This window comes from Anoxybacillus tengchongensis (assembly GCF_014201585.1).
GTDB lineage: Bacteria > Bacillota > Bacilli > Bacillales > Anoxybacillaceae > Anoxybacillus > Anoxybacillus tengchongensis.
This window is the reverse complement of sequence record NZ_JACHES010000005.1, coordinates 29,995-46,082: the sequence shown is the minus strand read 5'-3', so window position 1 is coordinate 46,082 and position 16,088 is coordinate 29,995. Positions and strand designations below refer to the sequence as shown.

The window sequence follows — 16,088 nt, the reverse complement described above, 5'->3', positions numbered from 1 at the left end:
CACAGTCGCTCTTATGACTCGATCAACGTTGTACCGATAAAAAAAGTTAAAAGCAATACGTACGTAATATTTAACGTAATTGAAAGTTCTTCCACTTATTCGTCCCCTCCATCAATATATTCCCCATTTTTATTTTAACAATGGTAGGAACGATTTTGTTTGTCAATGATGTGAACATTTTTTACTCATGAAACGCCCAATGATTCGTCGGACCATGCCCGCTGCCAATTTGCAACGTCTGTTCCACAGCAGCTTGAATGAAACGTTTCGCCACATCTACCGCTTCATATATCGTTTTTCCTTTCGCAAGCTGTGCTGTAATCGCCGCTGCAAACGTACACCCTGTGCCGTGCGTATGTTTCGTATCGATGCGCTTACTTTTCCATTCATAAAATTGCTCACCGTCGTATAAGATGTCGATCAGTTCGTTGCCTTCCCCGTGTCCCCCCTTCATAACAACGTACCGAACGCCCATGTCATGAAGCTTTTTCGCTGCTTCTTTTCGTTGTTCAATCGTTTCCATCTGCATATTTGTCAATACTTCCGCTTCTGGCATGTTCGGCGTTAATACGTAAGCAAGCGGCAACAAATGACGTTGCAATGCTTCTACCGCCTCTTGTTTCAACAGCGGTGCCCCGCCTTTTGCGATCATAACGGGGTCGACGACAATGCGCGTCCATTTGTATTGCTTTATTTTGTGGGCAACTAATTCGATCATCTCATGGCTAAATAACATGCCTGTTTTTACTGCATGCGGCGATAAATCGACCGCAACGGAATCGATTTGTCGTTCAACCGCCTCAACAGAAAGCGGGTATACTCCTTGTACACCGAGCGTATTTTGTGCAGTTACCGCAGTAATGGCTGACATGCCAAACACACGAAGTTGATGGAACGTTTTTAAGTCCGCTTGAATGCCAGCCCCCCCACCGCTATCCGAACCAGCGATCGTCAACGCTTTATATACCATATCCCTCACCCCAAATATTGATAATATAGCTTCTTTGCTTCTTGAATGTCATTTGTGCCATGAATAAATACGCGCCCATCCGAAAAGACGACAAAACGACGCCCGTCCACTGTAAACGAACATAAGTAGTCGTTTTGCACCACTTGAATTCCTTTTTGTTGTAAAAAGGAAATAAGCGCTGTCCACTCTCGCTCTCTGCGCTGGGCAGGACGGATTTGTACTGTTTCTCGCCCACATAATACCGCAAATTTCGTTTCATTTTCGTATTGGAGAGCTGGATAAGTTCTCGTTTTACCACACGATGGACAATCGTCTTTTTTTAACTTTTGCACATCGATCATCCGATATTGTCCGTGCCATATATCAAACGAAACGAGCTTGCGATTCACAGGGGCATGTATACATATTTTTAACGCTTCCGCCGTTTGGTGTGCAACAACCATATGAACGGCAGGACTAATGATCCCTGCGATATCGCACGTCGCAATACCGAGCGGCACTTCTTCAAGCAAACAGCGTAAACATGGTGTTTCATTCGGGATAATGACGTAGCTTAATCCGTAACTTCCGACACATGCCCCATAAATCCACGGCACATCATACTTTTGTGAAACATCGTTAATGATCATACGCACATCGAAATTGTCGGTACTATCAATAATCACATCGGGTCGCCCGCGCGCAACAAGACGGTCAAGTACACGTGCATCTGCATCCGCAACAATCGGTTCAACGACTACATCGTGATTAATCGCTTGCAAATGAGCAAAAGCGGCGATTGCTTTCGGCAATTGCTTCGCTGCATCATCTTCCGTATATAGCTGTTGGCGCTGTAAATTGCTCCATTCCACATAGTCGCGATCGACAATCGTTACTTTTCCAACCCCTGCACGTACAAGCGTCTCCGCATTTGCTGCCCCAAGCGCTCCAGCACCGATAATGAGCACGTGTTTTTTCCGAATGCATTGTTGTCCTTTTTCTCCGATTGGCGCAAACAATTGTTGGCGTGAGTAGCGATTCATGAAACGACGCTCATCCCTTCAATTGGACTGCTCGCTATGGCATACCGCTTTTTCGGAATTCGTCCTGCTTCATATCCTAGCCGCCCCGCTTCAATCGCCAGTTTCATCGCTTTCGCCATTTTTACCGGATCTTTCGCAGAAGCAACCGCTGTATTTAACAATACCCCATCAGCCCCTAACTCCATCGCCAACGCGGCATCCGCCGGTCCACCGATGCCTGCATCAATAATGACAGGGACGGTTGCTTGTTCAATAATGAATTGAATGTTTAACGGATTAATAATTCCTTGCCCAGATCCGATCGGTGAAGCACCAGGCATAATCGCATGACAACCGAGCTGTTGCAACCGTTTCGCTAACACGACATCATCCGATGTGTACGGTAAAACGATAAATCCTTCTTCTAACAACATCTCTGTCGCTTTTAACGTCTCGACGGGATCAGGCAACAACGTTTGATCGCACCCGATCACTTCCACTTTCACCATGTCACAAAGTCCAGATGCTTTCGCTAAACGAGCGATGCGCACCGCTTCCTCTGCTGTTTTTGCCCCAGCGGTATTCGGAAGCAACTTATATTTCGTTACATCGATTTTTTCTAAAAAATTCGGTTGATCGGGCGCAAAAATGTTCATTCGCCGAACGGCAAACGTTAAAATTTGTGCTCCTGACGCTTCAACCGCTTCTTTTTGAATATCGATGTTCGGAAATTTCCCTGTCCCAAGCAGTAAACGAGAGTGAAATGTATACGGTCCGATTTGTAACATATTATCCTCCCCCTACAAAATGAACGATTTCAATGCGATCACCATCTGCAATGGCTGTATGTTCATAATCTTCTTTCGGAACGATATGCATATTGATTTCCACAATCGCAATCTTTTTATGAATGTGAAAATGGTGCAACAATTGAGCGACTGTACGCACATGAGCTGGCAAATGGATTGTCTCACCATTAATGATGCAATACATGATCCTCCCCCTTTCTTATGAGCGAAAACGGTGTCATATCAAATGGAACTTCTTTTCCTTCTAGCATATCGCTCACGCATCGGCCTGTGATGGCGCTTAATAAAATGCCGTTTCGATAATGTCCTGTCACAACGAATACGTTTTCATATTGTGGATGCTCCCCGATATAAGGCATGCCATCTTTTGTTTGTGGGCGAATGCCTGCCCACACCTTCTCAAATGTGGAATGAGCGATGTCTGGAACGATTTGCATCGCACGCGCTAGTAAATGATGCACGCTACTTGCTTGCACCGTTTTCGTAAACGAATCGGCGATCGCGCTAGCCCCGATGACAAGGCGGTTGTTTGCTTTCGGAACGATATAACAGCCGTTTTTTGCAAATACAGTCGTCCGCAAAAGCGGTGTTTCCGTCGTGACGGCGATACACTCTCCTTTTACAGGATACATATGTAGCGATAATTGTAATTTTTCTGCGAAAGCGGACGTCCATGCTCCGCAAGCGATGACAATATGTTCCACATGTAGCGTGCCGCTCGTTGTTTTCACTCCCGTTACACGCTCACCGTCGAAAACAACGTCATACGCTTCCGTATACGGTAAAAAGGTTGCGCCTTTTGCCATCGCTGCACGCGCGAAAGCAACGGAAAGCTGTTTGGCATCGACTTGTTGATCGATCGTATACATCGCTCCGTATTCACTTCGTACGTGCGGTTCGAGTTGGGTCACGTCATCGGACGTTAGCCAACGAACGTGTTGCGGTTGAATACGCCCCCAAAATTCATAATGTTCCGTCAATTGTCGGTGCTCTTCCGCTGTCGTCGCCATTTTTAACATGCCTGCTTCATTCCATCCGACAGCGATGTTTGTTAACTGTTGTAGCTCAGCGATAACGCTTGGAAATGCCGCTTGACTTGCTAAAGCAAGCGGAATGAGCGGATGATCTGTCGAAAACTCAGAGTGCGCACCGAGCATGCCGGCTGCCGCCGACGATGCTTCTTGTGCCAATTCTCCTCGTTCAATAACGACAACGTGTGCCCCTCTTTTTGCTAGTTCAAAAGCGATGCTACTGCCAATAATGCCTCCGCCAACAATTAAAACGTCCATGTATCTTCCCCCATTTGTTGTCGATATAACTGAACGGTCGATAACGGATGATCGGCATAATATACTGTCGACATAACCGCAATCCCCGTTGCCCCAGCCGTTAACACATCGCGAACGTGCATAGGCGTAATGCCCCCAATTGCAACAACAGGAATGTGCACACTACATGCTAACTCCTGCAAAGAGGTAAGCCCGCGCGGCTTTATTCCTTCTTTACAGTTCGTTTCGTATATATGACCGAAAATGACGTAATCGGCTCCTTCGTTTTCCGCTTGTTTCGCTTCTGCAAACGTATGAACAGATTGACCGACGCGCAAAAAAGGAAAACGTTCTTTAATTTGTTTTGCCGACAAACTATGATAGGCGAGTTGAACGCCACCAACGCCATAAACGACGGCGACGTCCACCCGATCATTGATGACAATTTTTTGCGCTGGCACACTTGCTTCAAGCAATTTTTCGACGATCATGCCAATCTCTTTTGCCGCACGGTGTTTTTCGCGAACATGAATGTAATCCACATATGAATGAACGAGAGACGAAATGTGAACAAATGTTTCTATCGGCTGACTGCCTGTTGAGATGAGATGAAGCTCTTTCATCTTACCGCACATCCTTGATCGCAACGTATGGAAACGCATCTGCCATGTAATAGCCAACAACGACAATGACAAACATGACAACAAATAAATACACATCATATTTTCCGAACGTCACTTCATAATAAAACGTCCGTGTCCGCTCATTCGTAAACCCTTTTGCTTCCATCGACACCGCAATGCGTTGAGCGCGACGAATGCTTTGCGATAAAAGCGGAATCGCATACCGTTTTACGAGTTCAAGTTTGCCTCGAAATCCTTTCGCTTTTGCAGCTCTCCGCACTTTTAACGCTTGATGTACCGTTTGAAATTCTTCTAACATGATCGGTAATAAACGAACAGCTGCTAAAAAACTATACGCATATTTTGGCTTCAATTTCGCTTGTTGCATGAGTGAATAAAATAAAAGGACAGGCTTTGTCGTAAGTGCAAACATTAACCCAAAAATCGCAAACAAAAGCGTCCGAAAGCCGAGATGAACACCGCGATAAAAACTTTCCTCTGTAATGTGAACGAGCCCCCAACGAAACCACGTCGTTTCTCCTTTTCCAAACAAAATCATTGACGACGACGTAGAAATGAAAATAAACAAAAACGGCATGAACAATAAAAGCACATGCTTCATCCGATAACCGCTAAACAGCATAAATAACACGGTAAACCCAATTGTCCAATTGATGAGCACGTTTGGATTGTGGACAAAAACAATCACAACGAACATCGGCAAAAATAACAATAATTTCGCTGTCGGATTCGCCTGATGCAACCACGTTTCTTTATATTCGATGTTCCATCTCATCCAATTCCACCTCGCACGAACATACGAGGAGCGACCGGTTCGTCAGCGACAAGCTTTCCGTTTTCAATGATCCATCTTCTCGTCGCAAATTCCGACACGATGCGCTCATCGTGCGTCACCATCACAATTGCCTTTCCTTGTTGCCGATACGCTTCAAGCCATTCGAGCAATGCAAACGTATTTTTCGCATCTTGCCCAAACGTCGGTTCATCAAGCAACAATAAGCGATGGCTATCCGTTACCGATGCAGCAACACTTAATCTTCGTTTTTGTCCGACCGACAATTGATACGGATGTAAATACCGCTGCTCGTTCAAATGAAAGCGTTCAAGCAATCGCTCGACTTCGTCATCTACTTCATGTTCCGGACGTTTTTCAAGACGGGAAGCATACGCTAGCTCATCATCAACACGATTTGTGACAAATTGAAATTCTGGATTTTGAAAAACAAAGGCAATGTGATCGTACAGCAACTCGTCATTTGCTAACGGCTGTTGTTGCCAATACATGTCGCCTTCTGTTCGAATTAATTTCATCAAGCTTTGCAACAACGTACTTTTGCCTGCGCCGTTTTCACCTGTAACTGCAATCCATTCCCCCGCATAAATCGTTAACTGATCGATGGCTATTTTTTCTTCTTTTTGCCGAAAGCCGCGGAGCGATTGCACATGTAAAAGAACATCTGCTTGCGCATACGGTTGTTGCGCTGTTTTTGGCTTTTCGTACGTTTCCCACACGTTCGGATACCAAATGCCTTGCTCGGCAATAAATGATCGATACGTCGAAAAAACAACATGCGTTGGACCGTCAGCAATGATGTCACCATGTTCATTAAATAAAATGATGCGTTCAACAAAATCAAGAACGTGATCAATTTTATGTTCGACGATCACAACCGTTCGGTCCTCCGCCACTTCTTTTAACGTTTCCCATACCGTTTTTGTGCCTTCTTCATCAAGAAGTGCTGTCGGTTCGTCTAAACATAGCACATCTGGTTCGAGCGCTAAAACCGATGCGATCGCCAACCGCTGTTTCATTCCACCTGATAACGTTTGAATTGGCACATGAACATGTGGAAGGCGAAGGCGCACACGTTGAAGCATGTGCGCTATTTTTTCATTCATCTCCTCGCGCGGCACACCGAGATTTTCGAGCACAAACGCCATCTCTTCATCTACATACGGCATACAAAACTGCGCATCAGGATCTTGAAACACATAACCTACACGCTTAGGAATATGCAGCTTTTTCGCTTTCATCGGCACATCGAGCGAGCGCGGAATAATACCAGCCATCACTTGCAATAATGTCGATTTGCCACACCCCGATGGGCCTAAAAGCAACACTTTCTCTCCTTTTTGAATGGAAAGCGATACATCGGTAAATAACCGTTTTTCCGCACCCGGAAACTTTAATCGCAACTGTTCAATATGAATCAATGATGTCACCTTCTATTTATCAAGTGAGTCGTAATCTTCTTTTGTCGTCGGGCGCAACAATTGCGTCACACCTGTCGCTTCAAGTGCTTTCACAAGCGAATAAGCAAATACGCCGGCAATGATGATCGCTCCAACGAAACGCGCACCGATAAATAACGTTAAATTCCACCATGCTAATTGGTCAATATACCCTTTATAAAAATCGAGAACGAGTGAAGCGATCGTCGAACCAACCGCTGCAAGCGACACAACCGCCACATCAAAACGTTTATAACGGAAAGCAGCAAATACAAGTTCAGCAAACAATCCTTGCACAAAACCGTAAAATAGCACTTCTAGTCCCCATTCCGAACCAGCTAAAAACTCCCCTGAGGCAGCGGCGACTTCGGCAAGCAACGCCACTCCCGGCTTACGAATCAATAAATATGCGACAGTTGCCGCAATAAACCACATGCCATAAATGAGTTGATCGAGATGAAGCCCAAGCGGTTTCACCGCATAGTAAAGTGGTCCCCACACTTTATACACAATCCCAAACACAATCGCGATAACAACAGTCGTTAAGACGTCTGTTAATTTAAGCCCTTTCTTTTGCATAAACATCCTCCTCTTCAATTGGCCAATGTTCTAATTTGTACGCCATGTCCCAAAATAAGTATTCATATTGACTGCTTATCCAAAAGTGTTGCTTCATTCGCTCTAAATCTTTTGCACTTACCGTTTCCGCAATGTCGTTTAAGCGCGCAATTTGTTGTTCGACAAGCTGTTTAAACCAATCGGAGCCGTACGCTTCAATCCATTTCGCATAGATCGGATGATTCGGCTTGCAATGTTTTAGCCTCTCACCAATTTCATAATACAACCAATAGCACGGTAAAATAGCAGCTAATACATCGCCAAAGTGTCCCGCAAACGCTGCTCGATACATGTGCGATGTGTACGCATACGCGGTTGGGGCAGGAACAAACGACGCCTTTTCTTCTTCTGTAATACCGAGCTCTTTCATAAATGTTTCATGTAGACGAAGTTCAGCTTCATACGTATTTTGTGCATGATGCGCCATGCTTGCGGTCGTTTGTAAATCATCCGCCATCGCCCCACCGAGCGCTTGCACTTTCGCAAAGTGTGTCAAATAATATGAATCTTGTAATACGTAATAACGAAAACAACGTAAATCGAGCGTTCCTTCCCCGAGCTCTTTCACAAACGGATGATGAAAGCTCGCTTCCCAAATCGGATCGACAGCTTTGCGCAACTGCTCTGAAAACAACATAACCTCTCCCCCTTAAGAAAAATAAAAAACCACTTTCTTTGCGCAAAGAAAGTGGTTATAAACGATGGAAATTGACATATAGACACACTTCGCACCGTCTCCACTTCCCTACGCTGGTATGATCCAGATCAGGTTCTAAGGGTCTCAAAGGCACACTTTGATCTCAGCCTATCTAAAGGCCCCCCTAGTGGAATACATTTGTATCATTCACTTTGTCACTAATATTAGCATATTTCATTGAATTGTCAAATATTTTTATCCATATTTGCGCACATCATTTTCTTCCTGTATGCTAAAGTAGCGAATATATAGTCAGGAGTGGGATGTATGGCAAATGTATTTTTAAAGCGAAAAAGAAAAAAGCGGCTCGAGCTTGGACATCCGTGGGTGTTTCAAAGCGAAGTCGATTATATTGAAGGAGATTTTGAACCGGGTGATTTCGTCAACGTATATAACCATCAACGTCACTTTTTAGCCAAAGGATATATTAACCCAAAATCACAAATGATCGTGCGCGTGTTGACGCAAAATCCAAACGACGAATTAAATGCGCAGTTTTTTATGAACCGCATTCGTCAAGCGTGGGCGTATCGCGAGCGCATGATTCCGGGCGTTCGTTCATGCCGCGCCATTTATGGTGAAGCGGATTTTTTACCTGGGCTAATCGTCGATAAGTATGAAGATGTGCTCGTCGTCCAAATTTTATCACTCGGCATGGAAAAAAGAAAAGAATGGATTTTACAAGCTCTTCTTGCTGTTTTTCAACCGAAAGCGATTTATTTACGCAACGACGTCCATGTGCGCGAATTAGAAGGACTAAAACAAGAAAAAGGATTTTGGTACGGTACGTGCGATACGAACGTACAAATTGAAGAAAATGGCGTGAAATACGTGGTCGATATTGAAAACGGACAAAAAACAGGATTTTTCTTCGACCAACGTCAAAATCGTGCTGCCATCAAGCCGCTTATCACAAGCGAATCTACCGTGCTCGATTGCTTTACACATACAGGCTCATTTATGTTAAACGCCTGCTTATACGGGGCAAAACGTGTGACCGCTGTCGATATTTCCGAACACGCCATTGAAACCGCAAAGCGAAACGCCGAGTTAAACGGATTTACAAATGTGGATTTCGTCGTTGCGAACGCGTTTGACTATTTACGCGAATGCGTGCAAAAGGAGAAAAAATGGGATGTTGTCATTATTGATCCACCAGCGTTTGCAAAATCCGCTCATGCGGTGCCAAAAGCGCTCGCTGGCTATAAAGATATTAATTTAAACGGCTTAAAGCTAGTGAAAGACGGCGGTTTTTTCGTGACCGCAAGCTGCTCGTACCATGTGCATCCTGATATGTTTCAAGCAATGGTTGCGGAAGCAGCATTTGATGCGAAGAAAATTTTGCGTCAAATTCATTGGAGCGGTGCAGGGTATGACCATCCGAAACTGCTTGCGGCTGATGAAGGAGATTATTTGAAGTTTGCCATTTATGAAGTACATTCTCGTAAGTAACAGGTTGGTGCACGCCAACCTGTTTTAAAATGGACAAAATCTCGATGCACACATCTCGTAAAAGTGAGATATACTATAATTGAAAACGCTTTCTTTTTGTGAGGTGATTACGATGGCATTGAAAACGATTTGCCCAAAATGTTTTGGGAAAAAGAAAATAAAAGTTTGTTTGTCGCTTTATAAAACATGTTCGATTTGCAACGGAACAGGAAAAATTCAACAATCGCCAACAAAACGAATTAGTTAAAAAGCACTTCGCACCAACCATTGATGCGAAGTGCTTTTTGTTTATGCCACCGATTTTCGTTGTTTCGCTTTCGCTTGTGCACGTAAAATTTTCACAGATAAATAAATACCTGTCCCTGTTAAAATGATAATGGAAATGGCAGCTGCATCGATGATGAGACGATTCCAAATCCCAAGTTTCCCAACATGAATCGCACGGACAAACGAGGCGAATTTGTTCACTTCTTTTTTCACAACTGTACCGTCTGGCGCAATCGTCACTAACGTCCCATCTTTATCGTTTAACCGTACCATATACATCCCATGATTCATCACGACACCAACTTCATCCATTGAAAACGCACCGGATTCACTCGCTTTTTTTACCGCATCAATCATATGTAACTGTGCATGTCCATGTCCATCACCGTGCGCATGTTCATGACTGCCGTGAGAATGACCACCCATTCCCATTAACCAACGCTCTGTTAACAACAATCCTGTCACCGCTTCCAAAAGTAAAAATACAGAACAAATGAGTCCAATCCATAAGTGCAAATTGCGCGTTTTTTTCATTTGTATTCCTCCAACTTCATTCATGTTTTACAAATGTAAATGTAAAATATGAAAATGGGAGAAGTTTGAAAAGTAAGTGAAAGAAATGTGAAATCCCCTTTTCCATATCGGAAAAGGGGATTTCGTTATTTCATCAAATATACGCGCGCTTCATACGGACGCAATGTAAAGCGTGTTGCATGTTTATGCGGCTTCACATCGTAGTTTGCTAGCACCAATTGCTCGCTATTTAATTTCAACGAATCATAGCGATACATCGTTTTACGGTCTGTTAAGTTCACGATGACGATCGCTTTTTCTTCGCCGAGTGTACGCGTATATGCATAAATCGCTTTATGATTTTCTAATATTAAATCATATGTTCCGTAAACAAATACTTCATGTTGTTTTCTTAGTTGGATCATGCGCTTGTAAAAGTTTAGTACAGAGTTCGGTTCGTTTAACTGCTTTTTGACGTTAATTTGTTTATAATTTTCATTCACCCCAATCCAAGGTGTTCCGACCGTAAATCCAGCATTTTCTTCATCCGACCATTGCATCGGTGTGCGTGAATTATCGCGGCCGTTTTTCCAAATCCATTGCATCACTTCTTCGTGTGAACGACCTTTAGCTCGCTCAATGCGATAATAATTTTTAATAGCGACATCGTCATATTCATCAATCGTTTCAAACCGCACATTCGTCATGCCGATTTCTTGTCCTTGATAAATAAACGGCGTCCCTTGCATAAGGAAATATAATGCTCCTAACGCTTTGGCACTTTCAGCAAGATATTGTTCATCATTTCCCCATGTCGACACTGAGCGCGGTTGGTCATGATTTTCAAGAAATAGCGCATTCCACCCAACACCTTCTAATCCCTTCTGCCATTTTGTTAATACCCGCTTTAATTTACGAACATCAACACCGCCATCTGTTCCTTTTTGCCAAAGTCCAAGATGTTCAAACTGAAAAATCATATTAAAAATACCGTTTTCTTCACAGACCCAATCTTCTGCTTCCTCGACCGTTACTCCGTTCGCTTCGCCGACTGTCATAATGTCATAACGCGCAAACGTTTGCGCTTTGAGTTCACGAAGATAGTCCATGATCCCTTCTTGATTCATATGTCCATCAAACGAAGGGACATAGTCAAGTCCTTTTGGATTTGGTAGATCAGGGAGTCCTTCTTTTTTCTTAATATGTGAAATTGCATCAACACGGAACCCATCAATGCCTTTATCAAGCCACCAGTTAATCATATCATATAACGCGCGACGAACATCTTCATTTTCCCAATTTAAATCCGGTTGCTTCGTCGCAAACACGTGCAAATAATATTGATCGGTTTGTTCATCATACTCCCACGCTGAACCGCCAAAAATGCTTTCCCAGTTGTTTGGCTCTTTGCCGTTTTTCCCATCGCGCCAAATGTACCAATCGCGCTTTGGATTGTCGCGTGATGAGCGCGATTCAATAAACCATGGATGCTCATCGCTCGTATGGTTAATAACAAGATCTAAAATGACTTTCATGTCGCGCTTATGAATTTCTTCAAGCAACTGATCGAAATCTTCCATCGTGCCAAACTGCCCCATAATGTCTTGATAATCGCTAATGTCGTAGCCATTATCTGCATTTGGCGATTTATAAATGGGACAAATCCATATGACATCGATTCCAAGGTCTTTTAAATAGTCAAGCTTTTGAATGATCCCTTGCAAATCACCGATGCCGTCTCCGTTTGAATCCATGAAACTTCTTGGATATATTTGATATGCAATCGCTTCTTTCCACCAAGCTCTTCTCACGTAAAATCCTCCTCAATTCACTCAAAATAAATCGCTTTCAATGATTACTACTCTTTCATGTTAATATACAAACGACTTTGTTTAAAGAGGAAGTTGCACTTTTTCATAAAAAATTTCGTTTTATATGTGCAAACGTTTCACTTTTTATTATAAAAGCAAACGACCGCTTTGGCGATCGTTTGCTTTTATATTTATTCCATTGGAGCCGTTTTATTGTGCGTACGAGAAATTGTAATGCGGCCGATGAACATTGCAAAAACAAAACCGATGCCAACAAAAATTAACCCATATAAAAACACATCGCTTAACGCATCAACGAGCGTTTGTTTTAATACAGGTACAAACATTTGTTGCATTTGTTGTGGAATGTTTTTTAACGTATCCGGATTTAAAATGACTGAATATACACTTTGTGGATTCGATTCAACGAGTTGTTTAAATGAATCCGTCATCGCATGCGCTTGTGCTGGTAATTTGTCTAACAGCGGAAGAAACTTCGCTTCTAATAAATCTTTCGAACGATGGTTCATAATCGCTCCTAACAACGTTGCCCCAAACGTTCCACCAATTTGACGGAAAAATTGACTTGATGATGTCACAATACCGAGCTGCGATTTCGGAAATACTTCTTGTAACGCTAATGTAATGACCGGGTTGACAAATCCTAGTCCAAAGCCGAGCGTCGCCATAAATAACATCGCGGTCCATTTATTCGTATCGACGTTCATCGTCGACAATAAGAAGAAGCCGAGCGCCACAAGCACCATTCCAACAATAACTTGGGTGCGAACGCCAATTTTTTGGACAAGTCGCCCACCGATCATGCTTGCAATAATGAGCGCGAACATCATCGGAAACATCATCGTTCCTGATTCGGATGGGCTCATGCCGATAATACCTTGCATAAAGAGCGGTACGAACATAATTGCTCCAAACATACCGACAGACATAAAAAATCCGACACTATTAAGTACAACAAATGTTTTATTCTTTAATAAATGCATCGGCATAATCGGCTCTTCTGCTTTTCGCTCAACAAATACAAATAAGCTAAAGAAAACAACAGAGCTAGCTAATAAAGAAATGATTTGCCATGATAGCCAATCGTATTTATCGCCACCAAACGTTAAAGCAAGCAATAACGAAACAACGGCGACAACCATCGTAAACATGCCGGCTAAATCAAGCTTTACTCGCTCAACTATACGATGATTATGCAAACCGATTGAAATGAGCACAATCGCCAACACACCAACAGGAAGGTTAATATAAAACACCCAGCGCCAATTTAACGAATCAACAATCCATCCACCGACTTGCGGACCGAGAATAGATGCCAAGCCAAATACGCCACCGAACACACCTTGCCATTTTGCGCGCTCTGCTCCTGTAAACAAATCACCGATGACAATCATCGCCATCGGCATCATAATGCCTCCCCCAATGCCTTGAATGGCGCGGAAAATAATGAGCTGAGTCATCGTATCCGCCATGCCACATAACGCTGAACCAATAATAAAAATCGCTAATCCTGAAACATAGATCGACTTTCGCCCAAATAAGTCAGCAAGTTTCCCTGCAATCGGGACAATCGTTGTTGATGTGAGCATGTATGCGGTTGTTAGCCATGCCATCATACTTAATCCACCAAGCTCGCCAACAATGCGAGGCAACGCTGTGCCAACGATCGTGCCATCGAGTGCCCCAAACAACATCGCCACAAGTAATCCGGTAATTAAAATACCTCGTTTTTGTTGTATATTTGCAATACTTGTTTGTATCGCTGCTTGTTCTTTCATATATCTCACTTCTCCTCTTTCTCATTTATCGCAGCAATTTTTTCGATAATATAGACAAACTGTTCAAGTTCATCGAATTGTAATTGGCTTAAATAACGCTCAATAATTTTTCTTCGCTCCGCCCGTGCATGTTGAAGCATTTCTTTCCCCTTTTCAGACAATTGTACATACACGACGCGACGATCTTCGTCATCTCGTTCGCGTAATACAAATCCGCTTTTATATAAGCGATCAATCATTGTCGTAATGGCGCTCGGTTTGACAAACATTTCGTCCGCCAATTCGCTCACTGTACATTTCCCACGCTTCGACAACAAGTTTAAAATAAAAAACTGCGGTTTCGTTAAGCCAATTTCCTCCTTAGCTAAGTCAGCTGCCAATTTGCGAAGGGCTAACGAAAACGCATGCTCTAATCGTTCAACAAGTGCGGTGAACGGCGTTTGCTCCATACACATCCCACCTTTTTTAACAATATAAATATTTAACATAGTTAAATATACATGAAAGAAAATATAAAGTCAATGAATCATTCTTGACGTATCAAATGATGTGCTCGCTCATACATTGTCATAAGGAGGGAGTGCGATGAAACGAGATGAACAAAAAGCATTAGAAAAAGCCATCGCGGAAATTACGGAAATTGCCGAAGGGTTTGGGCTTGACTTTTATGAAATGCGCTATGAAATTTGCCCAGCTGATATTATTTACACATTTGGAGCATACGGCATGCCGACACGTTTTTCACATTGGAGTTTTGGGAAACAATTTCATAAAATGAAACTTCACTATGATCTTGGATTAAGTAAAATTTACGAGCTTGTCATTAACTCCGATCCGTGCTACGCCTTTTTATTAAATACAAATACGCTTATTCAAAATAAATTAATTGTCGCACACGTCCTTGCTCATAGCGACTTTTTTAAAAATAACGTTCGCTTCAGCAACACAAAACGAGACATGGTCGAAAGCATGGCGGCAACAGCGGAACGAATTAAGCATTATGAGCACGAATACGGGAAACAAGAAGTCGAAAAGTTTTTAGACGCTGTATTAGCCATTCAAGAGCATATTGACCCTTCGCTTCTTCGACCAAAGCTTTCATGGACGATTGCTGATACGGAAATATACGAGGAAGATGATGAAACACCAAAACCGTCGCCATATGACGATTTATGGTCGCTTGATGAAAAGAAAAAAGCACCACAAACGCGAAAAAAACGAAGAAAATTTCCTCCGCAACCAGAAAAAGATTTACTATTGTTTATTGAAGAATATAGCCGTGAGCTTGAAGAATGGCAGCGCGACATTTTAACAATGATGCGTGAAGAAATGCTTTATTTTTGGCCGCAGCTCGAAACGAAAATTATGAACGAAGGCTGGGCAACGTACTGGCATCAACGTATTTTACGTGAAATGGATTTAACGAGCGATGAAGCGATTGAATTTGCTAAATTAAATGCTGGCGTTGTTCAACCTTCCCGAACGGGTATTAATCCGTATTACTTAGGATTGAAAATTTTTGAAGATATTGAAAAGCGTTGGGACAATCCGACAGAAGAAATGAAAAAACTTGGCGTCAAACCAGGTTCAGGACGTGCAAAAATATTTGAAGTACGCGAGCTAGAATCTGACATCTCCTTTTTGCGTAACTATTTAACAAAAGAACTCGTCATGCGAGAAGATATGTATTTGTTCCAAAAACAAGGAAAAGACTATAAAATTGTTGATAAACATTGGGAACACGTGCGCGATCAGCTCGTAAACATGCGCGTCAACGGTGGCTTTCCATACATTACGGTCAACGATGGGGACTATATGCGGAACGGAGAACTATATTTAAAACATTCGTATGAAGGCATTGAACTAGACGTCAAATATTTAGAAAAAGTGCTTCCTTACATTTATCAACTTTGGGGGCGCGCCGTTCATATGGAAACAATCATCGAAAACAAGCAAACGCTGTTCACATACGACGGACGAAACGTACAACGAAAATATATATGAGCT

At 42.8% G+C, this 16,088-nt stretch carries 17 protein-coding genes and 1 riboswitch; of the genes, 3 read left to right on the top strand and 14 right to left on the bottom strand.

Annotation, left to right across the window (positions count from 1 at the left end):
- Window positions 1-181: 181 nt before the first annotated feature.
- From thiD to tenA, 10 genes are read right to left on the bottom strand one after another with little or no spacing between them, the layout of a single operon-like run.
- Window positions 182-970 (bottom strand): bifunctional hydroxymethylpyrimidine kinase/phosphomethylpyrimidine kinase, encoded by a 789-nt coding sequence (thiD, locus tag HNQ82_RS06950; RefSeq protein WP_183248326.1) that lies wholly within the window; start codon window positions 968-970, stop codon window positions 182-184.
- A gap of 5 nt (window positions 971-975) precedes the next feature.
- Complete coding sequence (locus HNQ82_RS06945; RefSeq protein WP_183248324.1) at window positions 976-1,992, bottom strand: MoeB/ThiF family adenylyltransferase; 1,017 nt, start codon at window positions 1,990-1,992, stop codon at window positions 976-978.
- Window positions 1,989-2,759 (bottom strand): thiazole synthase, encoded by a 771-nt coding sequence (locus HNQ82_RS06940; protein ID WP_183248322.1) that lies wholly within the window; start codon window positions 2,757-2,759, stop codon window positions 1,989-1,991. The genes HNQ82_RS06945 and HNQ82_RS06940 overlap by 4 nt, the downstream gene beginning before the upstream one ends.
- A gap of 1 nt (window position 2,760) precedes the next feature.
- Window positions 2,761-2,964 (bottom strand): sulfur carrier protein ThiS, encoded by a 204-nt coding sequence (thiS, locus tag HNQ82_RS06935; RefSeq protein ID WP_183248320.1) that lies wholly within the window; start codon window positions 2,962-2,964, stop codon window positions 2,761-2,763.
- Complete coding sequence (thiO, locus tag HNQ82_RS06930) at window positions 2,948-4,069, bottom strand: glycine oxidase ThiO (protein WP_183248319.1); 1,122 nt, start codon at window positions 4,067-4,069, stop codon at window positions 2,948-2,950. The genes thiS and thiO overlap by 17 nt, the downstream gene beginning before the upstream one ends.
- Window positions 4,057-4,671, bottom strand: coding sequence for a thiazole tautomerase TenI (gene tenI, locus HNQ82_RS06925; RefSeq protein ID WP_183248317.1), 615 nt, complete (start codon window positions 4,669-4,671; stop codon window positions 4,057-4,059). The genes thiO and tenI overlap by 13 nt, the downstream gene beginning before the upstream one ends.
- Window position 4,672: 1 nt before the next feature.
- Complete coding sequence (locus tag HNQ82_RS06920; RefSeq protein ID WP_183248314.1) at window positions 4,673-5,467, bottom strand: energy-coupling factor transporter transmembrane component T family protein; 795 nt, start codon at window positions 5,465-5,467, stop codon at window positions 4,673-4,675.
- Window positions 5,464-6,915: an ATP-binding cassette domain-containing protein gene (locus tag HNQ82_RS06915; RefSeq protein WP_183248312.1), complete on the bottom strand. Its 1,452-nt coding sequence runs from the start codon at window positions 6,913-6,915 to the stop codon at window positions 5,464-5,466. Before HNQ82_RS06915 ends, HNQ82_RS06920 begins: the two co-directional genes overlap by 4 nt.
- A 3-nt stretch (window positions 6,916-6,918) precedes the next feature.
- Window positions 6,919-7,509 (bottom strand): ECF transporter S component, encoded by a 591-nt coding sequence (locus HNQ82_RS06910; RefSeq protein ID WP_183248310.1) that lies wholly within the window; start codon window positions 7,507-7,509, stop codon window positions 6,919-6,921.
- Window positions 7,484-8,179, bottom strand: a complete 696-nt coding sequence (tenA, locus tag HNQ82_RS06905; protein WP_183248308.1) for a thiaminase II — start codon at window positions 8,177-8,179, stop codon at window positions 7,484-7,486. Before tenA ends, HNQ82_RS06910 begins: the two co-directional genes overlap by 26 nt.
- A gap of 88 nt (window positions 8,180-8,267) precedes the next feature.
- A riboswitch (TPP riboswitch) is annotated at window positions 8,268-8,375 on the bottom strand.
- Window positions 8,376-8,506: 131 nt separating this feature from the next.
- On the opposite strand from tenA, the gene HNQ82_RS06900 reads away from it, so the two are divergent.
- Window positions 8,507-9,691, top strand: coding sequence for a class I SAM-dependent rRNA methyltransferase (locus HNQ82_RS06900; RefSeq protein WP_183248306.1), 1,185 nt, complete (start codon window positions 8,507-8,509; stop codon window positions 9,689-9,691).
- A gap of 112 nt (window positions 9,692-9,803) precedes the next feature.
- A complete protein-coding gene (locus HNQ82_RS14680) occupies window positions 9,804-9,938 on the top strand; it encodes a hypothetical protein (protein ID WP_281380805.1) in 135 nt (44 codons plus the stop codon).
- A 41-nt stretch (window positions 9,939-9,979) separates the two neighbouring features.
- On the opposite strand, the gene HNQ82_RS06895 is transcribed toward HNQ82_RS14680, so the two are convergent.
- From HNQ82_RS06895 to HNQ82_RS06880, 4 genes are all read right to left on the bottom strand, one after another.
- Entirely contained in the window at window positions 9,980-10,492 is a 513-nt protein-coding gene (locus HNQ82_RS06895; protein WP_183248305.1) for a PepSY domain-containing protein, read from the bottom strand.
- Window positions 10,493-10,617: 125 nt separating this feature from the next.
- The gene (locus HNQ82_RS06890) at window positions 10,618-12,282 is read right to left on the bottom strand and encodes an alpha,alpha-phosphotrehalase (protein ID WP_183248303.1); all 1,665 of its coding nucleotides are present in this window, start codon (window positions 12,280-12,282) and stop codon (window positions 10,618-10,620) included.
- Window positions 12,283-12,473: 191 nt separating this feature from the next.
- A complete protein-coding gene (locus HNQ82_RS06885; RefSeq protein ID WP_183248301.1) occupies window positions 12,474-14,081 on the bottom strand; it encodes an MDR family MFS transporter in 1,608 nt (535 codons plus the stop codon).
- A gap of 5 nt (window positions 14,082-14,086) precedes the next feature.
- Window positions 14,087-14,530, bottom strand: a complete 444-nt coding sequence (locus HNQ82_RS06880; RefSeq protein ID WP_183248299.1) for a MarR family winged helix-turn-helix transcriptional regulator — start codon at window positions 14,528-14,530, stop codon at window positions 14,087-14,089.
- A gap of 136 nt (window positions 14,531-14,666) precedes the next feature.
- On the opposite strand from HNQ82_RS06880, the gene HNQ82_RS06875 reads away from it, so the two are divergent.
- The gene (locus HNQ82_RS06875; RefSeq protein ID WP_183248296.1) at window positions 14,667-16,085 is read left to right on the top strand and encodes a SpoVR family protein; all 1,419 of its coding nucleotides are present in this window, start codon (window positions 14,667-14,669) and stop codon (window positions 16,083-16,085) included.
- Window positions 16,086-16,088: the final 3 nt, after the last annotated feature.

Bases quoted from the DNA above. Each gene is read 5' to 3' on its own strand.
- thiD (WP_183248326.1), bottom strand. From the start codon at position 970: ATGGTATATAAAGCGTTGACGATCGCTGGTTCGGATAGCGGTGGGGGG.
- HNQ82_RS06945 (WP_183248324.1), bottom strand. From the start codon at position 1,992: ATGAATCGCTACTCACGCCAACAATTGTTTGCGCCAATCGGAGAAAAA.
- HNQ82_RS06940 (WP_183248322.1), bottom strand. From the start codon at position 2,759: ATGTTACAAATCGGACCGTATACATTTCACTCTCGTTTACTGCTTGGG.
- thiS (WP_183248320.1), bottom strand. From the start codon at position 2,964: ATGTATTGCATCATTAATGGTGAGACAATCCATTTGCCAGCTCATGTG.
- thiO (WP_183248319.1), bottom strand. From the start codon at position 4,069: ATGGACGTTTTAATTGTTGGCGGAGGCATTATTGGCAGTAGCATCGCT.
- tenI (WP_183248317.1), bottom strand. From the start codon at position 4,671: ATGAAAGAGCTTCATCTCATCTCAACAGGCAGTCAGCCGATAGAAACA.
- HNQ82_RS06920 (WP_183248314.1), bottom strand. From the start codon at position 5,467: ATGAGATGGAACATCGAATATAAAGAAACGTGGTTGCATCAGGCGAAT.
- HNQ82_RS06910 (WP_183248310.1), bottom strand. From the start codon at position 7,509: ATGTTTATGCAAAAGAAAGGGCTTAAATTAACAGACGTCTTAACGACT.
- tenA (WP_183248308.1), bottom strand. From the start codon at position 8,179: ATGTTGTTTTCAGAGCAGTTGCGCAAAGCTGTCGATCCGATTTGGGAA.
- HNQ82_RS06900 (WP_183248306.1), top strand. From the start codon at position 8,507: ATGGCAAATGTATTTTTAAAGCGAAAAAGAAAAAAGCGGCTCGAGCTT.
- HNQ82_RS14680 (WP_281380805.1), top strand. From the start codon at position 9,804: ATGGCATTGAAAACGATTTGCCCAAAATGTTTTGGGAAAAAGAAAATA.
- HNQ82_RS06895 (WP_183248305.1), bottom strand. From the start codon at position 10,492: ATGAAAAAAACGCGCAATTTGCACTTATGGATTGGACTCATTTGTTCT.
- HNQ82_RS06885 (WP_183248301.1), bottom strand. From the start codon at position 14,081: ATGAAAGAACAAGCAGCGATACAAACAAGTATTGCAAATATACAACAA.
- HNQ82_RS06880 (WP_183248299.1), bottom strand. From the start codon at position 14,530: ATGGAGCAAACGCCGTTCACCGCACTTGTTGAACGATTAGAGCATGCG.
- HNQ82_RS06875 (WP_183248296.1), top strand. From the start codon at position 14,667: ATGAAACGAGATGAACAAAAAGCATTAGAAAAAGCCATCGCGGAAATT.